This is a genomic window from Butyrivibrio sp. XPD2006 (assembly GCF_000420865.1).
In the GTDB taxonomy this organism is placed as follows: Bacteria; Bacillota; Clostridia; order Lachnospirales; family Lachnospiraceae; genus Butyrivibrio.
Map to the genome: position 1 here is coordinate 21,889 of NZ_ATVT01000011.1, position 20,998 is coordinate 42,886.

Genomic DNA, 20,998 nt, shown 5'->3' on the forward strand with positions numbered 1-20,998 from the left:
ATGTTTTTAGAAAGGGGTGACCTAGGGATGGGTACCCCTTAATTTGTATAATTGTTTCATCAAGAGAACAAGTGATTATTCCATGACATGGAGGAACCTATGGAACAGGAATTGATAATTGAAGTAAAAAACATGACCAAGAACTTTGGGATCACTAAAGCGCTCAGGGGAGTAGATGTAAAGTTTTACCGAGGTCAGATCCGTGGTCTTATAGGAGAGAACGGTAGCGGTAAATCAACCATAACATCAATCCTTGCAGGTATGCAGAAAGCAACCAGTGGAGAAGCTTTTTATAAAGGACAGCCCTGGGATCCCGACAGCATGGTAGAAGCTCAGAAGGCCGGCATCAGTATGGTACTTCAGGAGGCAAACACAATTCCTAACTGTACGGTGGCTGAAAACATCTTTGCAGGACGATTTGATGAGTTCTCCAAGTTTGGAATAGTAAATATGAAGAAGCTCAACGCTGCAGCTCAGAAGATGCTTGATGATTTTAATATCACTCACATCAAGGCAGCCGACAGCATCAATAAATACGGCTTTGAGGACAGAAAGCTTATTGAGATCGTGAGATGTGTTTCCGAGGATACTGAGGTATTCGTTGTTGATGAGACAACCACAGCACTCTCTCATGAAGGAAGAAAGCTCATTTATGACCTGATCCATAAGCTTAAGGACAACGGTAAGTCAGTAATCTTCATCTCCCATGATATGGAAGAGATCCTGGAGCAGTGTACAGATCTTACAGTCCTCAGAGATGGCGAGATAATCGGTCATCTTAACAGAGAAGAGATGGACATGCCCAATGCGGAGCAGGTTATCAGATACATGATGGTTGGCCGTGAGATCGGAGATGCCTATTACAGAGAAGATTACGATATATCCCATGGCGATAAAGTTGCGCTGGAGCTCAAAAACGTAACACTGGGAGAGATAAAGGACTTCTCACTGCAGGTTCACGAAGGCGAGATCATAGGATTTGGCGGTCTTAGCGGATGCGGAATGCATGAGATAGGAAGACTTGCATTCGGACTTGAAAAGCCCGAATCCGGGGAGGTCTTAAGAGAAGGTAAGAAGATACACAGCTGTAACGACGCCATCTCAGCAGGAATCGGATATATATCCAAGAACAGAGATACAGAGGCACTTATCCTTGAGGGTTCAATCCAGGATAATATCACACTTCCTTCGGAGAAAGACCTTGCGAAGAAGCTGTTCATCAAACCTTCCGATGAAAAGAACTTATCAGATAAAGAGATTGATTCCTTCAGGATCAAATGTAATGACGGTAATCAGTGGGTTAACACTTTGAGCGGTGGTAATAAACAGAAGGTTTCATTTGCAAAGTGGACTGCCAAGGGTTCTGATGTGATCATCATGGACTGCCCTACACGAGGCGTAGATATCGGTGTTAAGCAGTTTATGTATGCTCTGATCGCAGAGATGAAGAAGCAGGGCAAGGCAATAATCCTCATAAGTGAGGAAATGGCAGAGCTCATCGGTATGGCAGACAAGATCGTGGTAATGAAGGATTTTGCCATCAGCAAAGAGTTCACAAGAAGTAAGGATCTGTCAGAGACAGATATTATCGAATACATGATCTGATCTAGGAGGAAAGAGATGTTTTCAAAAGCGTTTTTTAAAAAGCATGTATATGATATCGCGGCGTATGCCGGTCTGGCAGCGACTTTTATCCTGTTTCTCATATTCAGTAGAGAGAATCTCTCCTACAACGTAGGAACAGTACTGCAGGCAGCATCAGCGTATGCGATCTTATCCCTGGGAGCGGTGTTTGTTTATTCCATGGGATTCATGGATGTATCAATAGGACAGCAGATTGGTGTTTACTCAATTCTGATGATATTGATCTCCAACGGAATGGGCGGAACTATTGCAGGAGTGGTACTTGGTTTTGTTGTTATCCTGGCCATCGCTCTTGTGTGCGGTGCTTTCAACGGAGCAGTTGCTGTATGGCTCAAGCTTCCGTCAATTGTAACTTCACTTTTCCTTATGTTCTTCTTCACAGGAGCACAGCTCCTTCTTATGGAGAGCACCGGAAATAACACGATTTCCATTGAGGCAAGCATTAAGCCCTCAAGCAGAACAGCTTATAACTGGATCATTTTGGCAGCAATTGTGATAGTTGCACTGGTAGTTACATTCCTTTTCAACTACACCAAGCTGGGTAAATATACAAAGGCAATCGGAGCAAATGAAGTAGTTGCTGCACAGAGCGGCATCAACACAACCAGATGGAAAGTTATCGCTTATATGACATTTGGTGTGTGCGTAGCTATAGCATCCTTCATCATGCTGATGAGAACCGGAACAGCCGGAAAGGGAACAGGCGGCGGATATGCAATGGATGTAATGATCTGCCTGATCCTCGGAGGAATGCCTCTTTCAGGAGGAATGGTCTCAAAGGTAAGAAGTGCTCTGATCGGTACATTTACTTATGTGTTGCTGACAAATGATCTGACGACAATGGGTGTAGAACTCAATTACATCAATTTCGTCAAGGCAATCATTTTTATAATCATTATTCTCATTACTTGTCGTAAGAATAATGGGGTTTTACCAAGATAACTTATTTAAGGAGGGTTTTATGAAAAACGCAGTAAAGAAATTTGTAGCTATGATGCTTGCAGGCGTAATGTCATTTTCACTTATGGCATGCGGATCAAGCGGAAGCGGAGCAGCAAGCACAGAAGGTGCTGCATCAAGTGAAAAGGCAGGCAAGAACTGCACAATCGGTGTAGCTTTCTATCAGGACAGTGGTCTTGCAACAGAGGCAACAAAGGCTTATCTCGACAATATGGCAGACACATTAAACTGCAAGTTTAAGTACACAGTATTATCTCAGACAGATGAAGGTGTAAACCTTACAAAGATCCAGGAGCTCATCGCTTCAGGTGTTGACGGAATCATCTGCACAATGGATTCAGGTACAGCAGCTATCGTACAGGAGTGCGAGGCAGCTAATGTATACATCGGCGGATACCTTTGCGACTATGATATTTCTTACACACAGGCTTATGATGCTGTATTCAAGAACGATCATTTCGTAGGAACAGCAATCGACGGTTATGCTCCTGATAACGTAGTAGTAGGAAAGCAGATGTTTGAAAGTCTTCTTGAGTACAACGAGAGAAATGCAGATGCACCTATTACACATGTTTCACTGGCTATCTTCCCTGTATGGGCATTCCCTGCACAGACACTTGCTGCTCAGCAGTTCATCGCAGAGGTTGATGAGTACAATAAGACAGCTGACGTTCAGATCACATGCGATCCTTTGAACGAGGAGACAGACGTATTGGCTTTCGCACCTATGGACAGCACATACTTTGCTAAGCATGAAGGCATTCAGGCAATCATGAGTTTCGCAGCAGGTACAGGTTTTGTATACCCTGTAATGGTTCAGACAGGCAACGACAAGAACATCAAGCTCTTCACAACAGGTTTTGACGGTGGTGAGGAGAAGAACTTTGGCTCAGCAGGAGCACAGACATATCAGCAGAACTGTGTAACAGCAGTTGAGACTATCACATATCCACTTGTACTTCTCTTAAACAAGATCAACGGCGTAGAGTTTAAGGATCAGCCTGAAGATGCAGAGAGAGTAAGCTGCGATCAGTTCATCATGAACAGTGATGAGGATATGGCAGCATTTGAGAAGAACATCTACTATACAGCAAATGCTTCTGACGCACTCTTCACACCTGATGAAGTACTCAACATGACAGCTTATGCTAATCCTGATGCTACTTACGAGCAGCTCAAGAAATCTATTTCAACACTTACAGTTGATTCACTTAAGTAATTATAAGAAATATTAATGAAATGGTAATGATGTGGGGGATATTTATTATCCCCCAGGCATCATCCTGGTAATGAGGAAACGATATGAATACAAATAAAGGCTTAGAGATATTCAAAAAAATAGGGTTATCTGTCATTTTTCCATTATTGATGTTTGTGGTGATGCTGATCATTACCGGTACTAATGAAAAATGTTATGTCAATGGAAAGCTGATCTTCCTTTCGGGAGATATGGTGCAGCAGGTATTTCTTAATGCTTCCATGACAATCTGTGTGGCTCTTGCAATATGGATCCAGCTCAAGAACGGACGATTTGACTTCTCCGGTGGAGCAACCATGATCCTTACAGCCATTGTTGCAGGACATATTGGTTATGACACCAAGAATCCATGGCTGGCACTGATTATCGCAGTGGTGCTGGCAGTTGTTTTAAGCATGTTTACAGCAACAGTGTACATCTTAGGTCGCATTCCGATCATTATCTGTACAATCGGTATGACTCTTTTCTATGAGTCACTTACATACCTTGTATTTGGTGGACAGGGTATCAGAGTTTTTTACTCATCAGTTGAAACATCAGTATTCGGAAGACTTCCCGGAATCTTCCTTCCTGCAGGACTTGCTATTTTGGCATTTGTGGTATTTACCTACTTCACCGCAGCCGGAAGAAAAGGAAAGATCTTATCAAACAATCAGCGTGCCGGTGTAAACATCGGTATTAACGAGAAAAAGAATGTATTTACTACATACATTTTTTCAGGAATCATCCTTGGATTTGCAGCAATTATCTACGTATCCCAGCATGAAGTCGGTCCTCAGTCTGGACTTGCCACATCAGGAATCATGTTCTCTTACATCGTTCCTGTATTTATGGGAACTTTCATCGGACTTGCAAGCTGTGATGTTATAGGTATTGCGATCGCTGCAATCGGTATGGAAATCATGAATTACGGATTAAATTGTCTGAACCTTGGAGCTGGCGGATGGCAACAGATCATCCTTGGAATCTTCGTACTTGGATTCTACTCATTCTCAGCACAGACAGATAAAATACAGGCACTATTTGCCAGAATGAAAGCCGGAAAGGCAAAAGCATAAAGAGGTTTTTTCAATGGATTTAAAAGCTAAACCATTTTATTTATCAGATGAAGACATTAAGTGGGTTGAAGAGACAAAGGCTTCTCTTACACTAGACGAGAAGCTTGGACAGCTCTTTTTCCCGATAGGATATTCACCGAACGAGCAGTATCTGCAGTATGAGATTCTTTCCAAGAATCCCGGCGGACTTATGTTCAGAACCGGAAAAACTGAAGAATTGTTCAATGCTTATTCATATCTTCAGACCAACAGTAAGGTTCCAATGCTTCTTGCAGCAAATCTTGAGGCAGGTGGCGACGGGATCGTGCTTGAAGGAACTGCTTTTGGAAAGCAGATGCAAGTGGCAGCAACAGATGATCCGGAGCAGGCTTACAGGCTTGCGAAGGTCAGCTGCAGTGAAGGACAGGCTGTGGGTTGTAATTACGCGTTTGCCCCTGTTGTTGACATTGATTTTAACTATCATAGTCCAATAACCAATGTAAGAACCTACGGCTCTGATCCTGAAAAGGTCAAGAAATTCGGCCTTGAATATATGAGAGGTGCAAAAGAGTGCGGCTCTGCCGTTGCAATCAAGCACTTCCCGGGAGACGGAGTAGATGAAGTTGACCAGCACATTTTAACCAGCGTAAACAGCCTTAGTTGTGAGGAGTGGGATAAGACCTACGGCGATGTATACAAAACACTTATCGACGAAGGCGCACTTTCAGTAATGGTGGGACATATTGCGCTTCCTTCTTACCAGAAGAAGTTTAATCCCAACCTTCCCAAGAAGCTGATGCCTGCATCTCTCTCACCTGAGCTTTTACAGAATCTTCTTAGAGATCAGCTCGGATTTAACGGAATGATCATCACGGATGCAACCCCTATGGTTGGTTTCCTGTGCGCAATGGACAGAGAAAAGTCAGTTCCTTACTGCATTGAAGCCGGCTGTGACATGATCCTGTTCAACAAGGATTATGACGAAGATATTCAGTTCATGAAGAAAGGCTATGAGGAGGGAATTCTCTCCGAGAAGCGTCTCGATGAAGCACTTACACGTATTCTCGCCATGAAGGCTGCGCTCAGACTCCATGAGAAAAGAGCTAACGGAACTTTGGTTCCTGATAAGAAAAACCTTCCGGTTATCGGAAGCGATGAGCATGTAGCCTGGGCAAAAGAGTGCGCTGACAAGTCGGTGACACTTGTAAAGGATACACAAGCTCTTTTACCTATATCACCTAAAAAGCATAAGAGAGTCCTGTATGAGATCATGGGCGGATGTGCTTCGGAGAAGAGAGTCGAAGAGACCTTTGTAAAGCTCATGGAAGCTGAAGGTTTTGAAATGATCCCTTACGTGAAGGAAGAGTTTGATTTCAACAAGCCTATCAAGTTTGAGTCTGTTACCGAGTTCAGAAACAAGTATGATCTTGTTATCTACCTTGGAAACGTGGAGAATGCATCAAACAAAACCACAGCAAGACTCAACTGGCATACAATTTTCGGAGCAGGCAACAATATTCCGTGGTTTGTGGAAGTTGTTCCAACAATGTTTATTTCACTGCAGATTCCGTATCATCTTCTGGATGTGCCTATGATCAAAACATATATCAACGCATATTCAAACCATGATTACGTGATCGAGTCAGTGGTAGAAAAGATCCTTGGCAGAAGCGAATTTAAGGGTGTAAGCCCCGTGGATCCGTTCTGCGGAAAAGAGTACCTGGCATATTAACTTTGGAGGTAGAAAAATATGGTAATTGATAAATTATCGGATTTTGAAGGCTTTTTAGAGGTGGTAGAACAGTGTAAGGGAGAGGTTGAACTTGTCACACCTGAGGGTGACAGACTCAATCTAAAGTCCAAGCTTTGCCAGATCATAGCGTTATCCAGTGTATTCCCTCAGATTGCTGAGATCCCCAACGTTGAAGTTTTTGCGCATCAGCCTGAGGATATGGAGAGGATCGCCAAGTTTTTATTTAAGTAATTTGTAGCCTGGATATGAGATATTCATGTCCGGGCTAATTCTCATATTTGATTAAGGACAGAAAGTATGAAAATTGTTGATGTAAAGATAAACGGAATTGAAAATCCCATAGGCTTTTCGTATCCCAAAATAAAGTGCAGCTGGAAAGTAGTTGAGGCAAAAGGCTCTTATCAGGTGCGCTCCAAGATCGTTGTAAGCACAAAAGAGGACTTTTCGGAAATCCTCTGGAGCAAGGAAGATCATGATCTGGACTGGATCGGAGAGACTATAGAAATTAGTCCCGAGCCCAGAACAAGGTATTATTTCTACGTTGAAGTAACTGATGATGAGAATAATACTGCCAAGAGCGATATCTGCTTCTTTGAGACCGGCAAGATGACCGAGAAATGGAAGGCTAAGTTTATCGGTACAGATGAGGAGCCTTCTTTCCACCCATGCTTTGTAAAAGACTTCTCTCTGGGCAAGATCAGGGACATTGAGAACGGTCGTATTTATGTGACAGGCCTTGGCCTCTACGAGGCTTACTTAAATGGTGTGAAGATTGGCGATGACTACCTGGCGCCTTTCTGCAACGACTACAATAAGGGAATCCAGTACCAGACCTATGATATTACTGATCTTCTGGAGGCTGAGAACAAGCTTTCAATAATCTGCGGAAACGGCTGGTACAAGGGTCGTCTTGGCTATGACGGAGATGTGGCGTACTACGGCAATAAATTCGGCGTGATCGCGGAAGTATACGTCAACGGAAAGCTCGTTGTCATGACAGATGAGAGCTTTAGCTACTGCGGAAGTGATATTGCTTCAAGCGACATATATGATGGCGAGGAATACAACCATCTGTTATGGAAAGATAAAAAGAATGAATTAAAGCCTGTTAAGATCTGGGATGACAATAGCAAAGTCAGATCAAGACTGGTGGAGAGATACAGTCTGCCTGTTGTGGTAAAAGAGACACTCCCTGTGAAAGAGATCATTGACACACCTGCAGGTGAGAAAGTCCTTGATTTTGGGCAGAACTTTACGGGATATGTTTCATTTAAGTCCAAACTTCCAAGTGGTACAAAGGTTACCCTGGATTTTGGTGAGGTTCTGCAGGAGGGCAATTTCTATAATGCCAACTACAGATCTGCCAAGTCGCAGTTTACCTATGTTTCAGACGGAAGAGAAGAGAATGTGCGCCCGCACTTTACTTATTTCGGATTCAGATATGTGAGAGTAACAGGCTGGGAAGGTGAGCTAAGCGCAGAAGATTTCACCGGAAACGTTGTATATTCCGACCTTGAGACCACCGTATCTATAAAAACGTCCGATGCGAAGCTGAACAGGCTTGCAAGCAACTGTATCTGGGGCCAGAAGTCCAATTTCCTGGATATGCCGACTGACTGTCCTCAGAGAGACGAACGTCTCGGATGGACAGGCGATGCACAGGTTTTTGCGCCTACTGCATGCTTTAACATGGACACAAGAGCTTTCTACAGAAAGTTTTTATATGACCTGCATCTTGATCAGATGGACCATGACGGAGTGGTTGCAAACTTTATTCCCAATATCAGCAAGGCTCCCGGTGGAAGCAGCGTATGGGGTGATGTTGCAACCTTCCTTCCTATGGCGCTGTACGAGTATTACGGAGATGAGGATGACCTTAGAGCTAACTATCCACTGATGAAGGACTGGGTTGATCATATCATCCACGAGGATGAAGAACACGGTGATACCGGCCTTTGGAACTTTGGATTCCACTTTGGGGACTGGCTGGCACAGGACGGAATCAGTCCTCAGAGCATGAAGGGCGGCACAGATGACTATTTTGTGGCTTCCGTGTACTACTACGAATCACTGATAAAAGCCGGAAGCGCAGCAAGAATCCTGGGCTATGTCGATGACAGCATAAGATATGCAAAGCGCGCAGAGAAGGTAAATACAGCGATCTTAAATGAGTATTTCTCACCCAGCGGAAGGCTTGCCATCGATACGCAGACAGCGTACCTTATCTGCCTCAAATACAAGATTTTTATCAACAAGGACAGGATAATCGAAGGCCTTAAACTCAGGCTCAAAAAGGACTGCTATAAGATCAAGGGCGGCTTTGTCGGTGCCACAATGATGTGCCAGGTGCTGGCTGAAAATGACATGGAGGATATTGCTTATTACATCCTGTTCCAGGAAGGATTCCCGGGATGGATGCACTGCATAAATCTTGGAGCGACAACGATCTGGGAGAGATGGAACTCAATCCTCGATGACGGAACCATCAGCGGAACCAATATGAATTCGCTCAATCACTACTCTTATGGCTCTGTAATGGAATATGTATACCGTTTTATTGCAGGAATACAGCCTAATTCCGCAGGATTCAAGAGCGCATATATCGCTCCGCAGTTAAGCTCCAAGCTTCAGTATGTGGACTTTGAATATAACTCAGTAAGCGGCAAATACACATCTTTCTGGAAGATCAATGATGACGGAACAATCACTGTCAGAGTAGGTGTTCCCTTCGGATGTTCCGCAGTTTACATTTTGCCCGGAACAGGCGGAGAAGAGGTGCAGCTTCAGGCAGGAGTCTTTGAAAAGACCTATAAGCCTAAGAGGGACTACAGGCTCATGTATACCATGGACACAAGGCTTGAAGAGTTTGCCGAGGATGAAAGAGCAGTAGATATCATCAAAAAAGATCTGCCAATCGCGTATAAGCTTATGGAAAGCAAGGATGTTGAGAGCCTTGGTCTTACGCTGAATGAGATGCAGACAATGTTCTATATGGGCTTTAATCCGCCAATGGTAATGGCTGCTGCAGAGAAGCTTTTGGCACTTAAAAAGGAGTGGAATTGATGAAACAGGTTTTTAATCCCTATCTGCCTTTATATGAATATATTCCTGACGGAGAACCCAGGGTATTTGACGGAAGAGTCTATATCTACGGATCGCATGATCTTGCCGGCGGCCAGAAATACTGCATGGGAGACTATGTGACCTGGTCTGCACCCGTAGAGGACCTCACCGACTGGAGATATGAGGGAGTTATATATAAAAGAACACAGGACCCTTCGAATGCAGACGACCGGATGGATCTTTGGGCACCGGACGTGGTTAAGGGCGCAGATGGCAGATACTATATGTTCTACTGCTATTCGTTTAACCCGGAGTTTGGCGTGGCGGTAAGTGATTCACCTGCAGGACCCTTCAGCTTTTACGGCCATGTTAAGTATCCTGAGGGAATTCTTGGAGGAAAAGAGCTTCAGGAGAATTTCCCGTTTGATCCCGGCGTGCTTGTAGATGATGACGGAAGGGTTTTCCTGTACTACGGATTCAGTCCTGCTAAGCCACTTCCTGCGCCTCCTATTGAAGCATTCCTTGAGATGGGGATGAGTCGTGAGGATGCTGAGGCGCAGCTCCAGGCTATTGCTGACACTAAGTTTTCTGACGGCGCTTATGTTGTAGAACTTGAGCAGGATATGCTCACAGTTAAGGGAGAGCCGCAGCTGATGGTACCGGGAGAGAAAATCTCAGAGGGCTCCGGATATGAGGGACATGCTTTTTTTGAGGCTTCTTCCATGCGTAAGGTAGACGGAAAGTATTACTTTATATATTCAAGCTCAGTAAGCCATGAACTGTGTTATGCAACTTCCGATCATCCTGACAGAGACTTTAAGTATGGAGGAGTGATCGTATCTAACGGAGATATAGGATACAAGGGCAACACAAAGCCCAGAGCCATGATGGGCAACAATCACGGCAGTATAATCGAAATAAATAACAAGTGGTATATCTTCTATCACAGACAGACTCACGGGACTGAGAGCTCGAGACAGGGCTGTGCTGAGGAGATTACTATAGCAGGCGATGGCAGTATTGCGCAGATTGAGATGACAAGTTGCGGTTTAAATGGGGGGCCTTTGGCAGGCAAAGGAAAATATTCGGCTGCCATCGCATGTAATCTTATGTGCGGTGAAAATGACAAGAAGATCATATATGGACAGTCACTTAAGGATTCTCAGCCATATATCTTCCAGCTGACTGCCGACAGGGAAGAAGATTCAGAGCACTGTATCGCCAATGTCTTTGACGGCGTTGTGGCAGGCTTCAAGTACTTTGACTGCAAGGATGTAAAAAAGATTGCAGTAGAGGCCAGGAGCTACGGAAACGGTAAGCTTTCTGTGTTGCTGGATTCTGAGAATTCAGAGCCGGTTGGCGAAATCTCTTTTGCGGGAGCAGATGATGGATTTGCTCGGCATGAAACAGAGGTAAATATTCCGGATGGAATCCACGGCCTGTTCTTTGGTTTTTCCGGCGAGGGAAAAATAGATTTTAAGAGTTTTACATTTGAGTGATGAAAGGAGCCGTTATGAAATATAAGGCTGTAATTTTTGATTTGGACGGGGTTATCTGCTTTACGGATGAATATCATTATCTTGCGTGGAAGCAGCTTGCTGATAAACTCAGCATCCCCTTTGACAGAACGATAAATGAAAGACTCAGGGGTGTCAGCAGAATGGATTCTCTTGAGATAATTCTGGAGAAATATACAGGGCCTGAGCTTTCTGCTGAGGAAAAAGAGAAGCTGGCTACAGAGAAGAACGATATTTACAGAAAGAGTCTTGAGAATATGTCTCCGGCAGATTTATCAGACGAGGTAAGAGAGACGCTCAATACATTAAGAGACAAGGGACTCAAGCTTGCTATCGGATCTTCCAGCAAGAATACCAAGTTTATTCTAAAACAGATAGGCCTGGAGGATTTCTTTGACGCAATAAGTGATGGCACTAATATCTCAAGATCAAAGCCCGACCCGGAGGTGTTCCTGAAGGCTGCGGAATTTGTAAGGGAAGAGCCTGCTGACTGCCTTGTTATTGAGGATGCAGAGGCCGGAATTGATGCGGCTGTTGCCGGTGGTTTCGATGGCGCGGGCATCGGAAGTGCTGCAAACTACGCTAAGGCCACATATCATCTGAGCAGCTTTAAGGATATTTTGAAATACGTTTAACTCAAGGGAACTTTTTAATGTTTGGTTAATCTTTCTTTTAGTTACGTTTTAAGTTAGACTCCTAGAATTGCTTTTAGTCAAGCAAACAACTTAGGAGGAATGATCGATGATCAAGAGAAAGATAATTTTGGCAATAATTCTGGGTACTTCAGTCGCTCTTACAGCGTGCGGAAGCAGCGTAGCAACACAGACGACAGTAAGCACAACACAGGAGAGCACAGAGGATACAGCAGATGCAGAAGATACAGCAGCAGAGACTACCACAGATGCGGACTCAGTAGAAGAAACATCAGAGATAGTAACAAATCTGTCCAAGATAGATAATAAAAAATGGCAGTATAACGAAGAAGACAACGTGTATTACCAGCTTGGGATCCAGTATTGTGAGAATCCCGCAGATACAGAGTATGAGGAGCTGGCTATAATTGTTCCTGCAGCTTACATGGACGCTACGGACAACGGCGATGGAACCTATACCTGTACACTGAATACTACGGCTGAAGTAAACGGATATACTGCAGAGACAGCGCCTATTGTGTTCCCTGTAAACACCCCCGGTTATTCGGCACAGTCTCCAATGACTGAGTATAGCAGCGTTTCAGAGTATACAGATGCTGGATACATCTATGTACATGCAGGATGCAGAGGAAGAGATGCCGGAGCACCTGCAGGTGTTACGGATCTTAAGGCAGCTATACGTTACATAAGATATAACGATGGAAATATCGCAGGAGATATGGACAGCATCTTTACATTCGGTATGTCAGGTGGCGGTGCGCAGTCAGCTCTTTTAGGCGTGACAGGCGATTCTGAGCTTTATGACGATTACCTTGAGGCAATCGGCGCAGTTATGGGAGTCAGCGACTCTGTTCTTGGATCAATGGGATGGTGCCCAATTACATCACTTGATTCTGCAGATGAAGCCTATGAGTGGATGATGGGAACCACCAGATCCGGTCTTACTGAGGAAGAGCAGAGCATTTCAGACGGCCTTACTGTTGCATATGCTGAGTATATAAACAGTCTTGGACTTACTGATTCCGAGGGAAATGCACTCACTCTGGAAGAGAGCGAGGATGGAAGGTATCAGTCAGGAAGCTATTATGACTACATGGTCAGCATCATTGAGGAGTCATTGAACAATTTCCTTGCAGATACAACATTCCCTTATGATTCTGATTCTTCAAGTCAGGGACATCAGGCAGGAATGGGACCTGATGGAGGAAACGGAGGTCCCGGCGGTGGAAACGGAGGCCCAGGAAATGGAGCTCCGAGTGGAGAGAAACCAGAGGGCGAGATGCCTGAAGGCGAAATGTCAAGTGGTGATATGGCAAGCAGCGCAGAGACCGGCGAAGTTGATTTCACTGCTATGGATAATATATCAAGAACAGAGAATAGCTCAGGTGTTTCAATCTCAGGAACCTTTGAGACAGCACAGGATTATATAGATGCACTCAACGCAAACGGAACCTGGGTAACCTATGACGAGGCAACAAATACTGCTACAATCACCAGCATCGCTGACTTTGCGGAAGCGGTTAAGACAGCTTCCAAGGGAATCGCAGCATTTGATCAGCTTGATGAGTCACAGGGTGAAAATACTCTCTTTGGATATGGAGACGGAGAAGGGGCGCACTTTGATTCAATGCTCCTGTCAGTTTTAAGTGAGCTGGGATCAAGCTATGTATCTGATTTTGAAGAAGACTTAAGTCAGGAAGATGAACTTGGACATACAGTAGATTACAGATTAAATATGTATTCACCTCTGTACTACCTGCTTTCAAGCTCAGAAGGATACGGCACATCAAATGTTGCAAAGTACTTCCGCATAAATACAGGCTTATGGCAGAGTGATACAGCAGTTAATACTGAAGCAAACCTTGTGCTTGCGCTCCAGAACTATGGCTCAGAGGTTGATTACAGCTTTGTATGGGGCCAGGAGCACACAACGGCTGAAAGAGATGGTGATTCCACAACCAACTTCATCGAATGGGTAAATGCCTGCGTGGCAGCGGAAGCTGAATAAAATTAGCTATTGAAAAAGATAATTAAACATATTAGCCTTCTATTAGGAAATTTGAAATTCCTGATAGAAGGCTTACTTTTTGGAGGAGAGTAAAAGGAAATGAAATTAGAGGGATTAAAGATCAATTTTCTCGGGGACAGTATCACAGAAGGCCATGGAGTATCAGATCCGCAGAACTTCTATTGGAGAAGGTTTGAGAAGGACGGCTGTATCTGCAGAGGCTACGGAATCGGTGGAACAAGGATAGCAAATCAGCAGGTTCCGTACGATGAGGTTATGGACAGGTACTTCGCATCAAGAGTAGATGAAATGGATGCAGACACAGATGTTATCGTACTCTTTGGAGGAACCAATGACTATGGCCACGGAGATGCGGCAAAAGGTCACATGAGCGACCGCACTCCGGATACATTTTATGGCGCTTTGCACGATCTGTATCAGAAGGTTTTAAAGAAATATCCCGGAGCAACAGTCATAGTCATGACTCCGCTTCACAGAACAGAGGAAGATAAGGTATATAACGAGGTCGGCGTTCGCAACTGGGGCACTCTTTTGGATTACGTTGAGGTGATCCGTGAAGTTGCTCAGTACTATGCACTTCCTGTTGTTGACCTCTATAAAGAGAGCGGTATCGAGCCACAGGAAGATTTCATACGTGAAAGATACTGTCCTGATGGGCTTCATCCTAACGACGACGGACATGAGATAATCTACAAGCTTCTTAAATCCAAGCTTGAGACAATGTAAGTTATCGGGTGAGTCACCGGGGACTCTACTGTGCATATATAGCATGGAAGTGTTTTATTTATTATAATTGTAAGCATGGAAAAACCTGATTTTGAAAGTATAAAAACACTAATAGGAACAATAGTCTATTTAGACAAAACATTCGATGATATCTTCGCCGAGGGAGAGAAGCAGCAGCGTAAGATAAAAGCTGCATGCAGTAAACTGGCTGCAGAAAAAGCCAAGGATGCTCTCGATGAGATTTCAGTTGAAGAGCTCAAGAACTCGAAGGCCGGGATTCGCGTTTCTGCGCTTAGGGATGCGGGATTTACGACCCTTGGTCAGATTGCGAGAGCGCCCGAGGATGACATTCAGGATATCAATGGCATCGGTGAGAAGCAGATTGAGGCCTTAAGGCGAATAGTCACAGAGTTTGCTAACAGTCTCTCTTCCGGAGTGACAATTGTATTGGATGAGAATTGCCCTGAGCTCATAACGGATATTTACAGGTATATCAGAGGTGAAAGAGTCAGAATTGACGCAAGAGGATCAGCTGAGAGCCTGAAAGAATATGTCAAAAAGGTAGCGTCTGCAGGAATTATTACAAACGGCTTTTGGTGGTTCTTTTCCGGTAAAAAGAGGAAAGAAAAAACAATTGAGATGGCCGGGGAGATGTATGATTTCTGCAACGGAGCGCTGTTTAACAGGCTTCTTAACATAGTGGATGCGTATCACCTGGCAATAACGGTATCTGAGCAGGAAGCAATGAATTCTTTTTCCATAAACGGAGCAGAATTCTACGCTGTTCTTGAGAATCTGGGAACAACTAAGGGAAACAGGCCTTTCGTCTACGAGAGCATTCCTCAGGAGCTTGCTGAAGAGATAAGTGATCTCAGGCTGAATCTTGATGGCTTTCGCGGAAATCTCCGTGCGTATCAGGAATTCGGTGCAAAGTACATCCTGAATCAGAGAAAAGTACTTCTCGGCGATGAAATGGGACTTGGCAAGACCATACAGGCAATAGCTGCTATGACACACATCCATGCGGAAAATGCCGGTTTCTGCCACATTATGGTGGTATGTCCTGCCAGCGTGCTTATAAACTGGTCCAGAGAAGTCGGGAAATTCAGCAATATCAGCACCTACATTCTTCATGGAGCTGATATAGACGAGGTTTTCAGCAGGTGGATTGAATACGGCGGCGTAGTAATAACCAATTATGAATCCATGGGTAAAATTGTGGACAGGATTGACAACCGTATGCTGCTGCAGATGCTTGTAATTGATGAGGCTCACTATATCAAGAATCCCGATGCAAAGCGAACCATGTATATCAGAAGGCTTGATAATGAGTCTGAACGCATTGTTTTGATGACCGGAACACCCCTTGAAAACAAGGTCGATGAGATGTGCAATCTTATTGACTTTGTCAGACCCGATATGACCGCCAAGGTACGTGAAATGGCGCTGCTTAGCCATGTTCCTGAATTCAGGGAAACTCTGGCGCCTGTATATCTCAGAAGGACCAGAGAGCAGGTGTTAAAAGAGCTGCCTCCTATAGATGAGGAATATGAGTGGTGCGAAATGACAGACGAGGACAGTGCGTATTATTCCGAAAGTATTAGGAAGAGGAGCTTTCAGGATATGCGTCGCGTGGGATTTCAGCTGGATGATCTGAGTAAATCCGCCAAGGCTCAGCGTCTTTTGGAACTGTGTGAAGAAGCGCGGGCTGAAGGAAGAAAGGTTGTAATCTACTCGTATTTCCGAGAGACAATATCCAAAGTGGAAAGATTTCTCGGCGATAAGTGCATAGGCGTCATCAGCGGTGATACACGCGTGGAATCGAGGCAGGATATAGTCGACAGGTTCGGAAACTCTGAGGGCGGCAGTATACTTCTGTGTCAGATCGTCGCAGGAGGCGTTGGCCTTAATATCCAGGCAGCCAGTATGGTCATTTTCTGTGAGCCGCAGGTAAAGCCATCTCTTACAAGTCAGGCGCTTTCAAGGGTTTACAGGATGGGCCAGGTGCGTAACGTCACCGTATATCATCTTTTGTGCCCATATTCAATTGATGAGGCCATGATGGATATTCTGGAGGAGAAGCGGATTGAATTTGATAACTTCGCCAACGAGTCCGTAGTTGCCGGTGCTTTCGATAACCTGATGGATAAAGAGTGGATTCAGAGAGTGATAGAAGAAGAGAGCAGGAAACAGGCAAATCTGATAGATGAATGCACATGAACAGCGAAAAAAGTGATACAGATCATATAGAATATAGGCAATCTGCTCCGCAACATACTACATGTTGCGGAGCTTGTTCGTTCTTGTGGATGCCCGGGATGTTGGATATAATGGGATGAGTTTAAGAAAAATAGGGATGTAAGGAACAATATGGATCACTTTTATTTTGTAAGACACGGCGAGACAGTATGGAACGTCGAGAATAAGATATGTGGGGCTACGGACATCGAGCTCACTGAAAAAGGCCATGAACAGGCCATAGAAACCGGGAAAAAGATTCGCGAACTTGGAATAAAAGCGGATGTTATTTTAACATCGCCACTGGTTCGCGCAAAAGAGACTGCTAGGCATATATCAGAGGAAACAGGCATTCCAATGGAAGTTGAGATGCGTCTCAAAGAGCAGAACTTTGGCAGGTATGAGTCAACTCCCAGGGACGGAAAAGAGTTCCATGAAGCCAAAAAAGACATGGCAAGCCGGTTTGGAACCGGAGAATCCATGCTTCAGATGGCCCAGAGAATATATAATCTCCTTGATGATATCAAGGCAGGCGACAGAGAAGTGATACTGGTAGCGCATAATGGCATAGTGCGTATAGTTGAGTCATATTTCAGAGAAATGGACAATGAGGAGTTCTCTTCTTGCGGAATAAAGAACTGCGAGATTAAGAGGTATGATTTTTGAAAGATTTGAACAAAATCGGGGGAAAGAACAATGAGCAAACAAGATTTATTAGACTTAATAGATAAAGCCGGAAAGGGCAGCATAGAAGCAGCCGAGGCTATAGCTGAAGGGTACTTCAAAGGCTCTTTTGACGGAAAAAAGAACCTGGAAAAAGCCAGGAAATGGGCATCTTATGCGGCAAAACACGGCAGCGAGAAGGCTGCGGAGATACTGGAAAAATTAAATTAATTTTCCTATTACACAAATCAAAAGTTTCTGCTATAATCACTACTCGATGCTAAAAATTTAGAAGATGTCTGGCCGGTAATAAACATTGGAAACGCACACCCTGTGGTGATAACGAACAACACGCCTTCGGTCTTCCCCTGGACAATGAAAGGAGAACCCCAGGTATGTTACCACAGAATAAGTTTCAGGATGTTATTTTCACTATTTTCATGGCATTTGTCATGGTCTATGCAATGATCTGCTACAACATTTCCCTAAACGTAGGAGGAATGCAGAATTTTGTGTTCCTCGCAGCATTTAAAGAGATCATAATCATGTGGCCTATAGCTGTTGCTTTAGAGCTTTTATTTGTTGGAAAGCTGGCGCAGAAACTGGCCTTCAGATTTGTTACACCGGGAAAAGACCCGATGATTATGATCATACTTGCAATCTCAGCAATGTCAGTTTGTCTGATGTGCCCACTTATGAGCCTTGCAGCCACAATTTTGTTTAAGAATGCAGGCGTAGAGTTTGTGGCAGTATGGCTTCAAACAACAGCTATGAATTTCCCCATGGCGCTGTGCTGGCAGATTTTCTTTGCAGGACCGCTGGTTAGGAATGTGTTCGGATTTTTCGTTAAGACTATAGCCAAAGTGCTTGAAAGAACAGGGGTGAAGTAAAAAATACCCCTGTCTTACCTGAAGTTTAACGCACTTCCACTTGCTTTTTTGCTCTCATATACACCGCTATCCGCCAGTTTATAGAGTTCTTCGAAGGAATGTTTCTCGCCTTCTTTGCAGAATACGGCTCCGGCGCTGACACAGATTTTTCTGTCTCCCAGTTCCGGAATATCCAACTTGGCAATCTCTTTAAAGACGCGGTCCATTACGGCTTTTCCGGCCTCTTCATCATTCAGGTTCATAACATATGCGGCATACTCATCACCGCCTAAACGGAAGATGATATCGTCATCACGGAAGGTGTTTTTTAACACATCTGCAATCCCACGGAGCGCTTTATCACCGACATTATGACCTAAGTTATCATTGATATCCTTAAAGTTGTCGACATCCAGGATGCAGAGCATTCCGGCTTTGTTGTTTGCCATAGCGTCGATCACTTTTCGTTCGCCGCTGCCACGATTCAGAATGCCTGTCATTATATCGGTACTGGCCAGGATCTCAAGATTCTGGCGCTCCTTTGCCGAGGCCACAATGTCGTCTACATTTTTGAAACCGGCCAGCATATCACTGTTTGGAATATGGGCATTGATGAGAATATAGGTAAACTGATAATAGTGTACCTCCCCCTTATCCATGACACGGTAACTGGAAACATACTCAGAATTATCTTTAAGCTTGCTATTGATCGTATCCAGAGAGATGGCATCATACATCCACTCCTGATCCTCAGAATACACACGATCCTTCACGTACTGCTTATATAGTACATCGTAGGGATATATCTTTTCGCCTGCGCCTTCCATACCTTTTGTAACATAGCCGTCCAGCTTAAGGATCACAACATCACCGGTCTGGGGATTGATTTTAAAGATATTATAGTAATCGCGGCTTAAGGTCTCCACGATATCAAGCTGTTCCCTTAAATAACGCTTATCAGCAATATGCTTGCGAATGGACTTGTCAATATCACGGAAAGCCAGGATAAAATTCTCTGTTTCTCCGGGCTCTCCGGCAAGCGCAAATGCCATCTGATGATAGGACATATTCCCGTCTTCGGCCAGACGCATATAATCAACCGTAAACAGTTCTCCGTCTTTGATTCTTGAAAATACGACATCAAGTCTTACATCACGCTGGATGCTCTCAATGCTGTTTACCACAAAGCGATCTACGTATTCTTCAATAAAACGGTCGTAATCGTCAAAACGAAATCCCAGTTCTACCGCATATCGATTCGTACTTTCTCCGGTGGAGCGGTACAGATACATCTTCTTTGTATTGGAATTGATGACCCAGATTGTATGATATTCTTTTCCGATTCCGGTAATGATACCGGTCAAACGTCTGATGCGTGAATTAAAATCTTCAACCAGACTGCGCTGCTCTTCCGGATACATCGATGGATCGATCAATTCGTTCTCTTTTATGATTAAATCTGATTGCATATCCCCTCCTGCGAGAATGCTTTGAAGTATAAAAATAGTCGGTATACAATAAAAATTCTACAACAATTCTGCGAAAGGTAACCATCGTTAATGAAAATTTAAGAAAGTTTCCGTGTTAAAATAGATATATGATGTAATTAATCGTAAACAGCAAAGGAGCATTACTATGAATCAGGAAGTAAGGGATCCATTTCTTGAAGGCAATGAGATTATCGACGAAGCTATTTCTACATTCCATGCAGATCAAAGCAACGAGAACCTTATATCCGTCCTTGAGAGCATAAGAACCAGAATGCATGCTGACGGACATTTCGTAATTCCGGTTGTTACGCATAATGGCGCTGAAATGACATACTCCTTCAGGGGTATTAATACGAACGATGGTAAGGTTTGGAATGTAGTGTTCACATCACAAAAGGAATTTGAGAAAGGCCAGCCGAGCCAGGTAATATCACATTTCATAGATGCAGCTCTCAAGGCATGCGTAGAAGCATCAGAGGCAGAGGGTTTTATTGTCAATCCCTGGAGTGATGATGCTTTCATGCTTTCCCGTGAACTGATCCGTATCATTCTGGATGCAGATGACGGTGTTGAGTATTCCGTTCCTGAGAATCCTATAACAAAAGAGCTTTTGGAGGATGGATCGTTTCTGACCAGAGCAGTGGAGATTTGCTGCAGAAACAGCACAGATCTCAATGCCTTGAAACTTATGAAGATCCTAAGAAACAGCAATGTATGGGTCCCATGTGTTGCGATTCCGGAAGAATCCGGCAATGATTCTCTGACTCTTTTCCCTGACATCCTTCAAGATGAAGATAAATTCTACCTTCCGGTCTTTTCAACAGCAGAAGAGATGGGAGAGTACGGAGAGAATTTCACCAAGACCAGGAGCAGCTTTATGGATACCATAAAACTGGCCAGAAACAATGAAAGAGACCTTTCCGGCATTGTGATCAATGCATTTACCAATGAGTACATCATAGATAATGACATGCTAAACATTATAGAAGGTATGCAGGGAATCTGACAGAACGGAGAGCATGGCAATAACCCCCCGGGGGGCTTGTGAGCCTGATTTCCCAATGATATCCTTTCCATTGTGTGAGGTAATTTAGGCAC

At 44.1% G+C, this 20,998-nt stretch carries 17 protein-coding genes; 16 read left to right on the forward strand and 1 reads right to left on the reverse strand.

From position 1 onward, the window contains the following. The first annotated feature begins 99 nt into the window (after positions 1–99). The 15 genes from G590_RS0112595 (at position 100) to G590_RS0112665 (ending at position 18,431) form a co-directional block, all read left to right on the forward strand. Complete coding sequence (locus G590_RS0112595; RefSeq protein WP_022766026.1) at positions 100–1,605, forward strand: sugar ABC transporter ATP-binding protein; 1,506 nt, start codon at positions 100–102, stop codon at positions 1,603–1,605. Between the two features lie 15 nt (positions 1,606–1,620). Further along, positions 1,621–2,586 (forward strand): ABC transporter permease, encoded by a 966-nt coding sequence (locus G590_RS0112600; RefSeq protein ID WP_022766027.1) that lies wholly within the window; start codon positions 1,621–1,623, stop codon positions 2,584–2,586. 19 nt (positions 2,587–2,605) lie between these two features. Beyond that, on the forward strand, positions 2,606–3,823 hold the full coding sequence (locus tag G590_RS0112605) for a substrate-binding domain-containing protein (protein ID WP_022766028.1): 1,218 nt from the start codon (positions 2,606–2,608) through the stop codon (positions 3,821–3,823). Between the two features lie 83 nt (positions 3,824–3,906). Then, positions 3,907–4,920 (forward strand): ABC transporter permease, encoded by a 1,014-nt coding sequence (locus G590_RS0112610; protein ID WP_022766029.1) that lies wholly within the window; start codon positions 3,907–3,909, stop codon positions 4,918–4,920. 13 nt (positions 4,921–4,933) lie between these two features. Next, positions 4,934–6,631, forward strand: coding sequence for a glycoside hydrolase family 3 N-terminal domain-containing protein (locus G590_RS0112615; RefSeq protein ID WP_022766030.1), 1,698 nt, complete (start codon positions 4,934–4,936; stop codon positions 6,629–6,631). 18 nt (positions 6,632–6,649) lie between these two features. Then, positions 6,650–6,883, forward strand: coding sequence for a poly(A) polymerase (locus G590_RS0112620; RefSeq protein WP_022766031.1), 234 nt, complete (start codon positions 6,650–6,652; stop codon positions 6,881–6,883). Between the two features lie 66 nt (positions 6,884–6,949). Beyond that, complete coding sequence (locus G590_RS0112625; RefSeq protein ID WP_022766032.1) at positions 6,950–9,715, forward strand: alpha-L-rhamnosidase; 2,766 nt, start codon at positions 6,950–6,952, stop codon at positions 9,713–9,715. Next, the gene (locus tag G590_RS0112630) at positions 9,715–11,214 is read left to right on the forward strand and encodes a family 43 glycosylhydrolase (protein WP_022766033.1); all 1,500 of its coding nucleotides are present in this window, start codon (positions 9,715–9,717) and stop codon (positions 11,212–11,214) included. Before G590_RS0112625 ends, G590_RS0112630 begins: the two co-directional genes overlap by 1 nt. Before the next feature lie 14 nt (positions 11,215–11,228). Continuing rightward, positions 11,229–11,867 carry a beta-phosphoglucomutase gene (pgmB, locus tag G590_RS0112635; protein WP_026494130.1) on the forward strand — a complete coding sequence of 213 codons (639 nt, stop codon included), beginning with the start codon at positions 11,229–11,231 and terminating at the stop codon, positions 11,865–11,867. Positions 11,868–11,973: 106 nt separating this feature from the next. Beyond that, positions 11,974–13,893: a subtype A tannase gene (locus G590_RS0112640; protein ID WP_022766035.1), complete on the forward strand. Its 1,920-nt coding sequence runs from the start codon at positions 11,974–11,976 to the stop codon at positions 13,891–13,893. 99 nt (positions 13,894–13,992) lie between these two features. Next, complete coding sequence (locus G590_RS0112645; protein WP_022766036.1) at positions 13,993–14,640, forward strand: SGNH/GDSL hydrolase family protein; 648 nt, start codon at positions 13,993–13,995, stop codon at positions 14,638–14,640. A 75-nt stretch (positions 14,641–14,715) separates the two neighbouring features. After that, positions 14,716–16,860 carry an SNF2-related protein gene (locus tag G590_RS19475; protein WP_022766037.1) on the forward strand — a complete coding sequence of 715 codons (2,145 nt, stop codon included), beginning with the start codon at positions 14,716–14,718 and terminating at the stop codon, positions 16,858–16,860. Positions 16,861–17,010: 150 nt separating this feature from the next. Further along, positions 17,011–17,544, forward strand: coding sequence for a histidine phosphatase family protein (locus G590_RS0112655; RefSeq protein WP_022766038.1), 534 nt, complete (start codon positions 17,011–17,013; stop codon positions 17,542–17,544). Positions 17,545–17,574: 30 nt separating this feature from the next. After that, the gene (locus tag G590_RS0112660; protein ID WP_022766039.1) at positions 17,575–17,772 is read left to right on the forward strand and encodes a hypothetical protein; all 198 of its coding nucleotides are present in this window, start codon (positions 17,575–17,577) and stop codon (positions 17,770–17,772) included. Positions 17,773–17,936: 164 nt separating this feature from the next. After that, positions 17,937–18,431: a DUF2798 domain-containing protein gene (locus G590_RS0112665; protein ID WP_022766040.1), complete on the forward strand. Its 495-nt coding sequence runs from the start codon at positions 17,937–17,939 to the stop codon at positions 18,429–18,431. A gap of 14 nt (positions 18,432–18,445) precedes the next feature. Here the strand turns inward: G590_RS0112665 and G590_RS20745 are convergent, their stop codons facing one another. Next, positions 18,446–19,879: a GGDEF domain-containing protein gene (locus tag G590_RS20745; protein WP_022766041.1), complete on the reverse strand. Its 1,434-nt coding sequence runs from the start codon at positions 19,877–19,879 to the stop codon at positions 18,446–18,448. Positions 19,880–20,045: 166 nt separating this feature from the next. Between G590_RS20745 and G590_RS20750 the strand changes: the two genes are divergently transcribed. Continuing rightward, positions 20,046–20,906: an SseB family protein gene (locus G590_RS20750; RefSeq protein ID WP_022766042.1), complete on the forward strand. Its 861-nt coding sequence runs from the start codon at positions 20,046–20,048 to the stop codon at positions 20,904–20,906. Positions 20,907–20,998 lie beyond the last annotated feature (92 nt).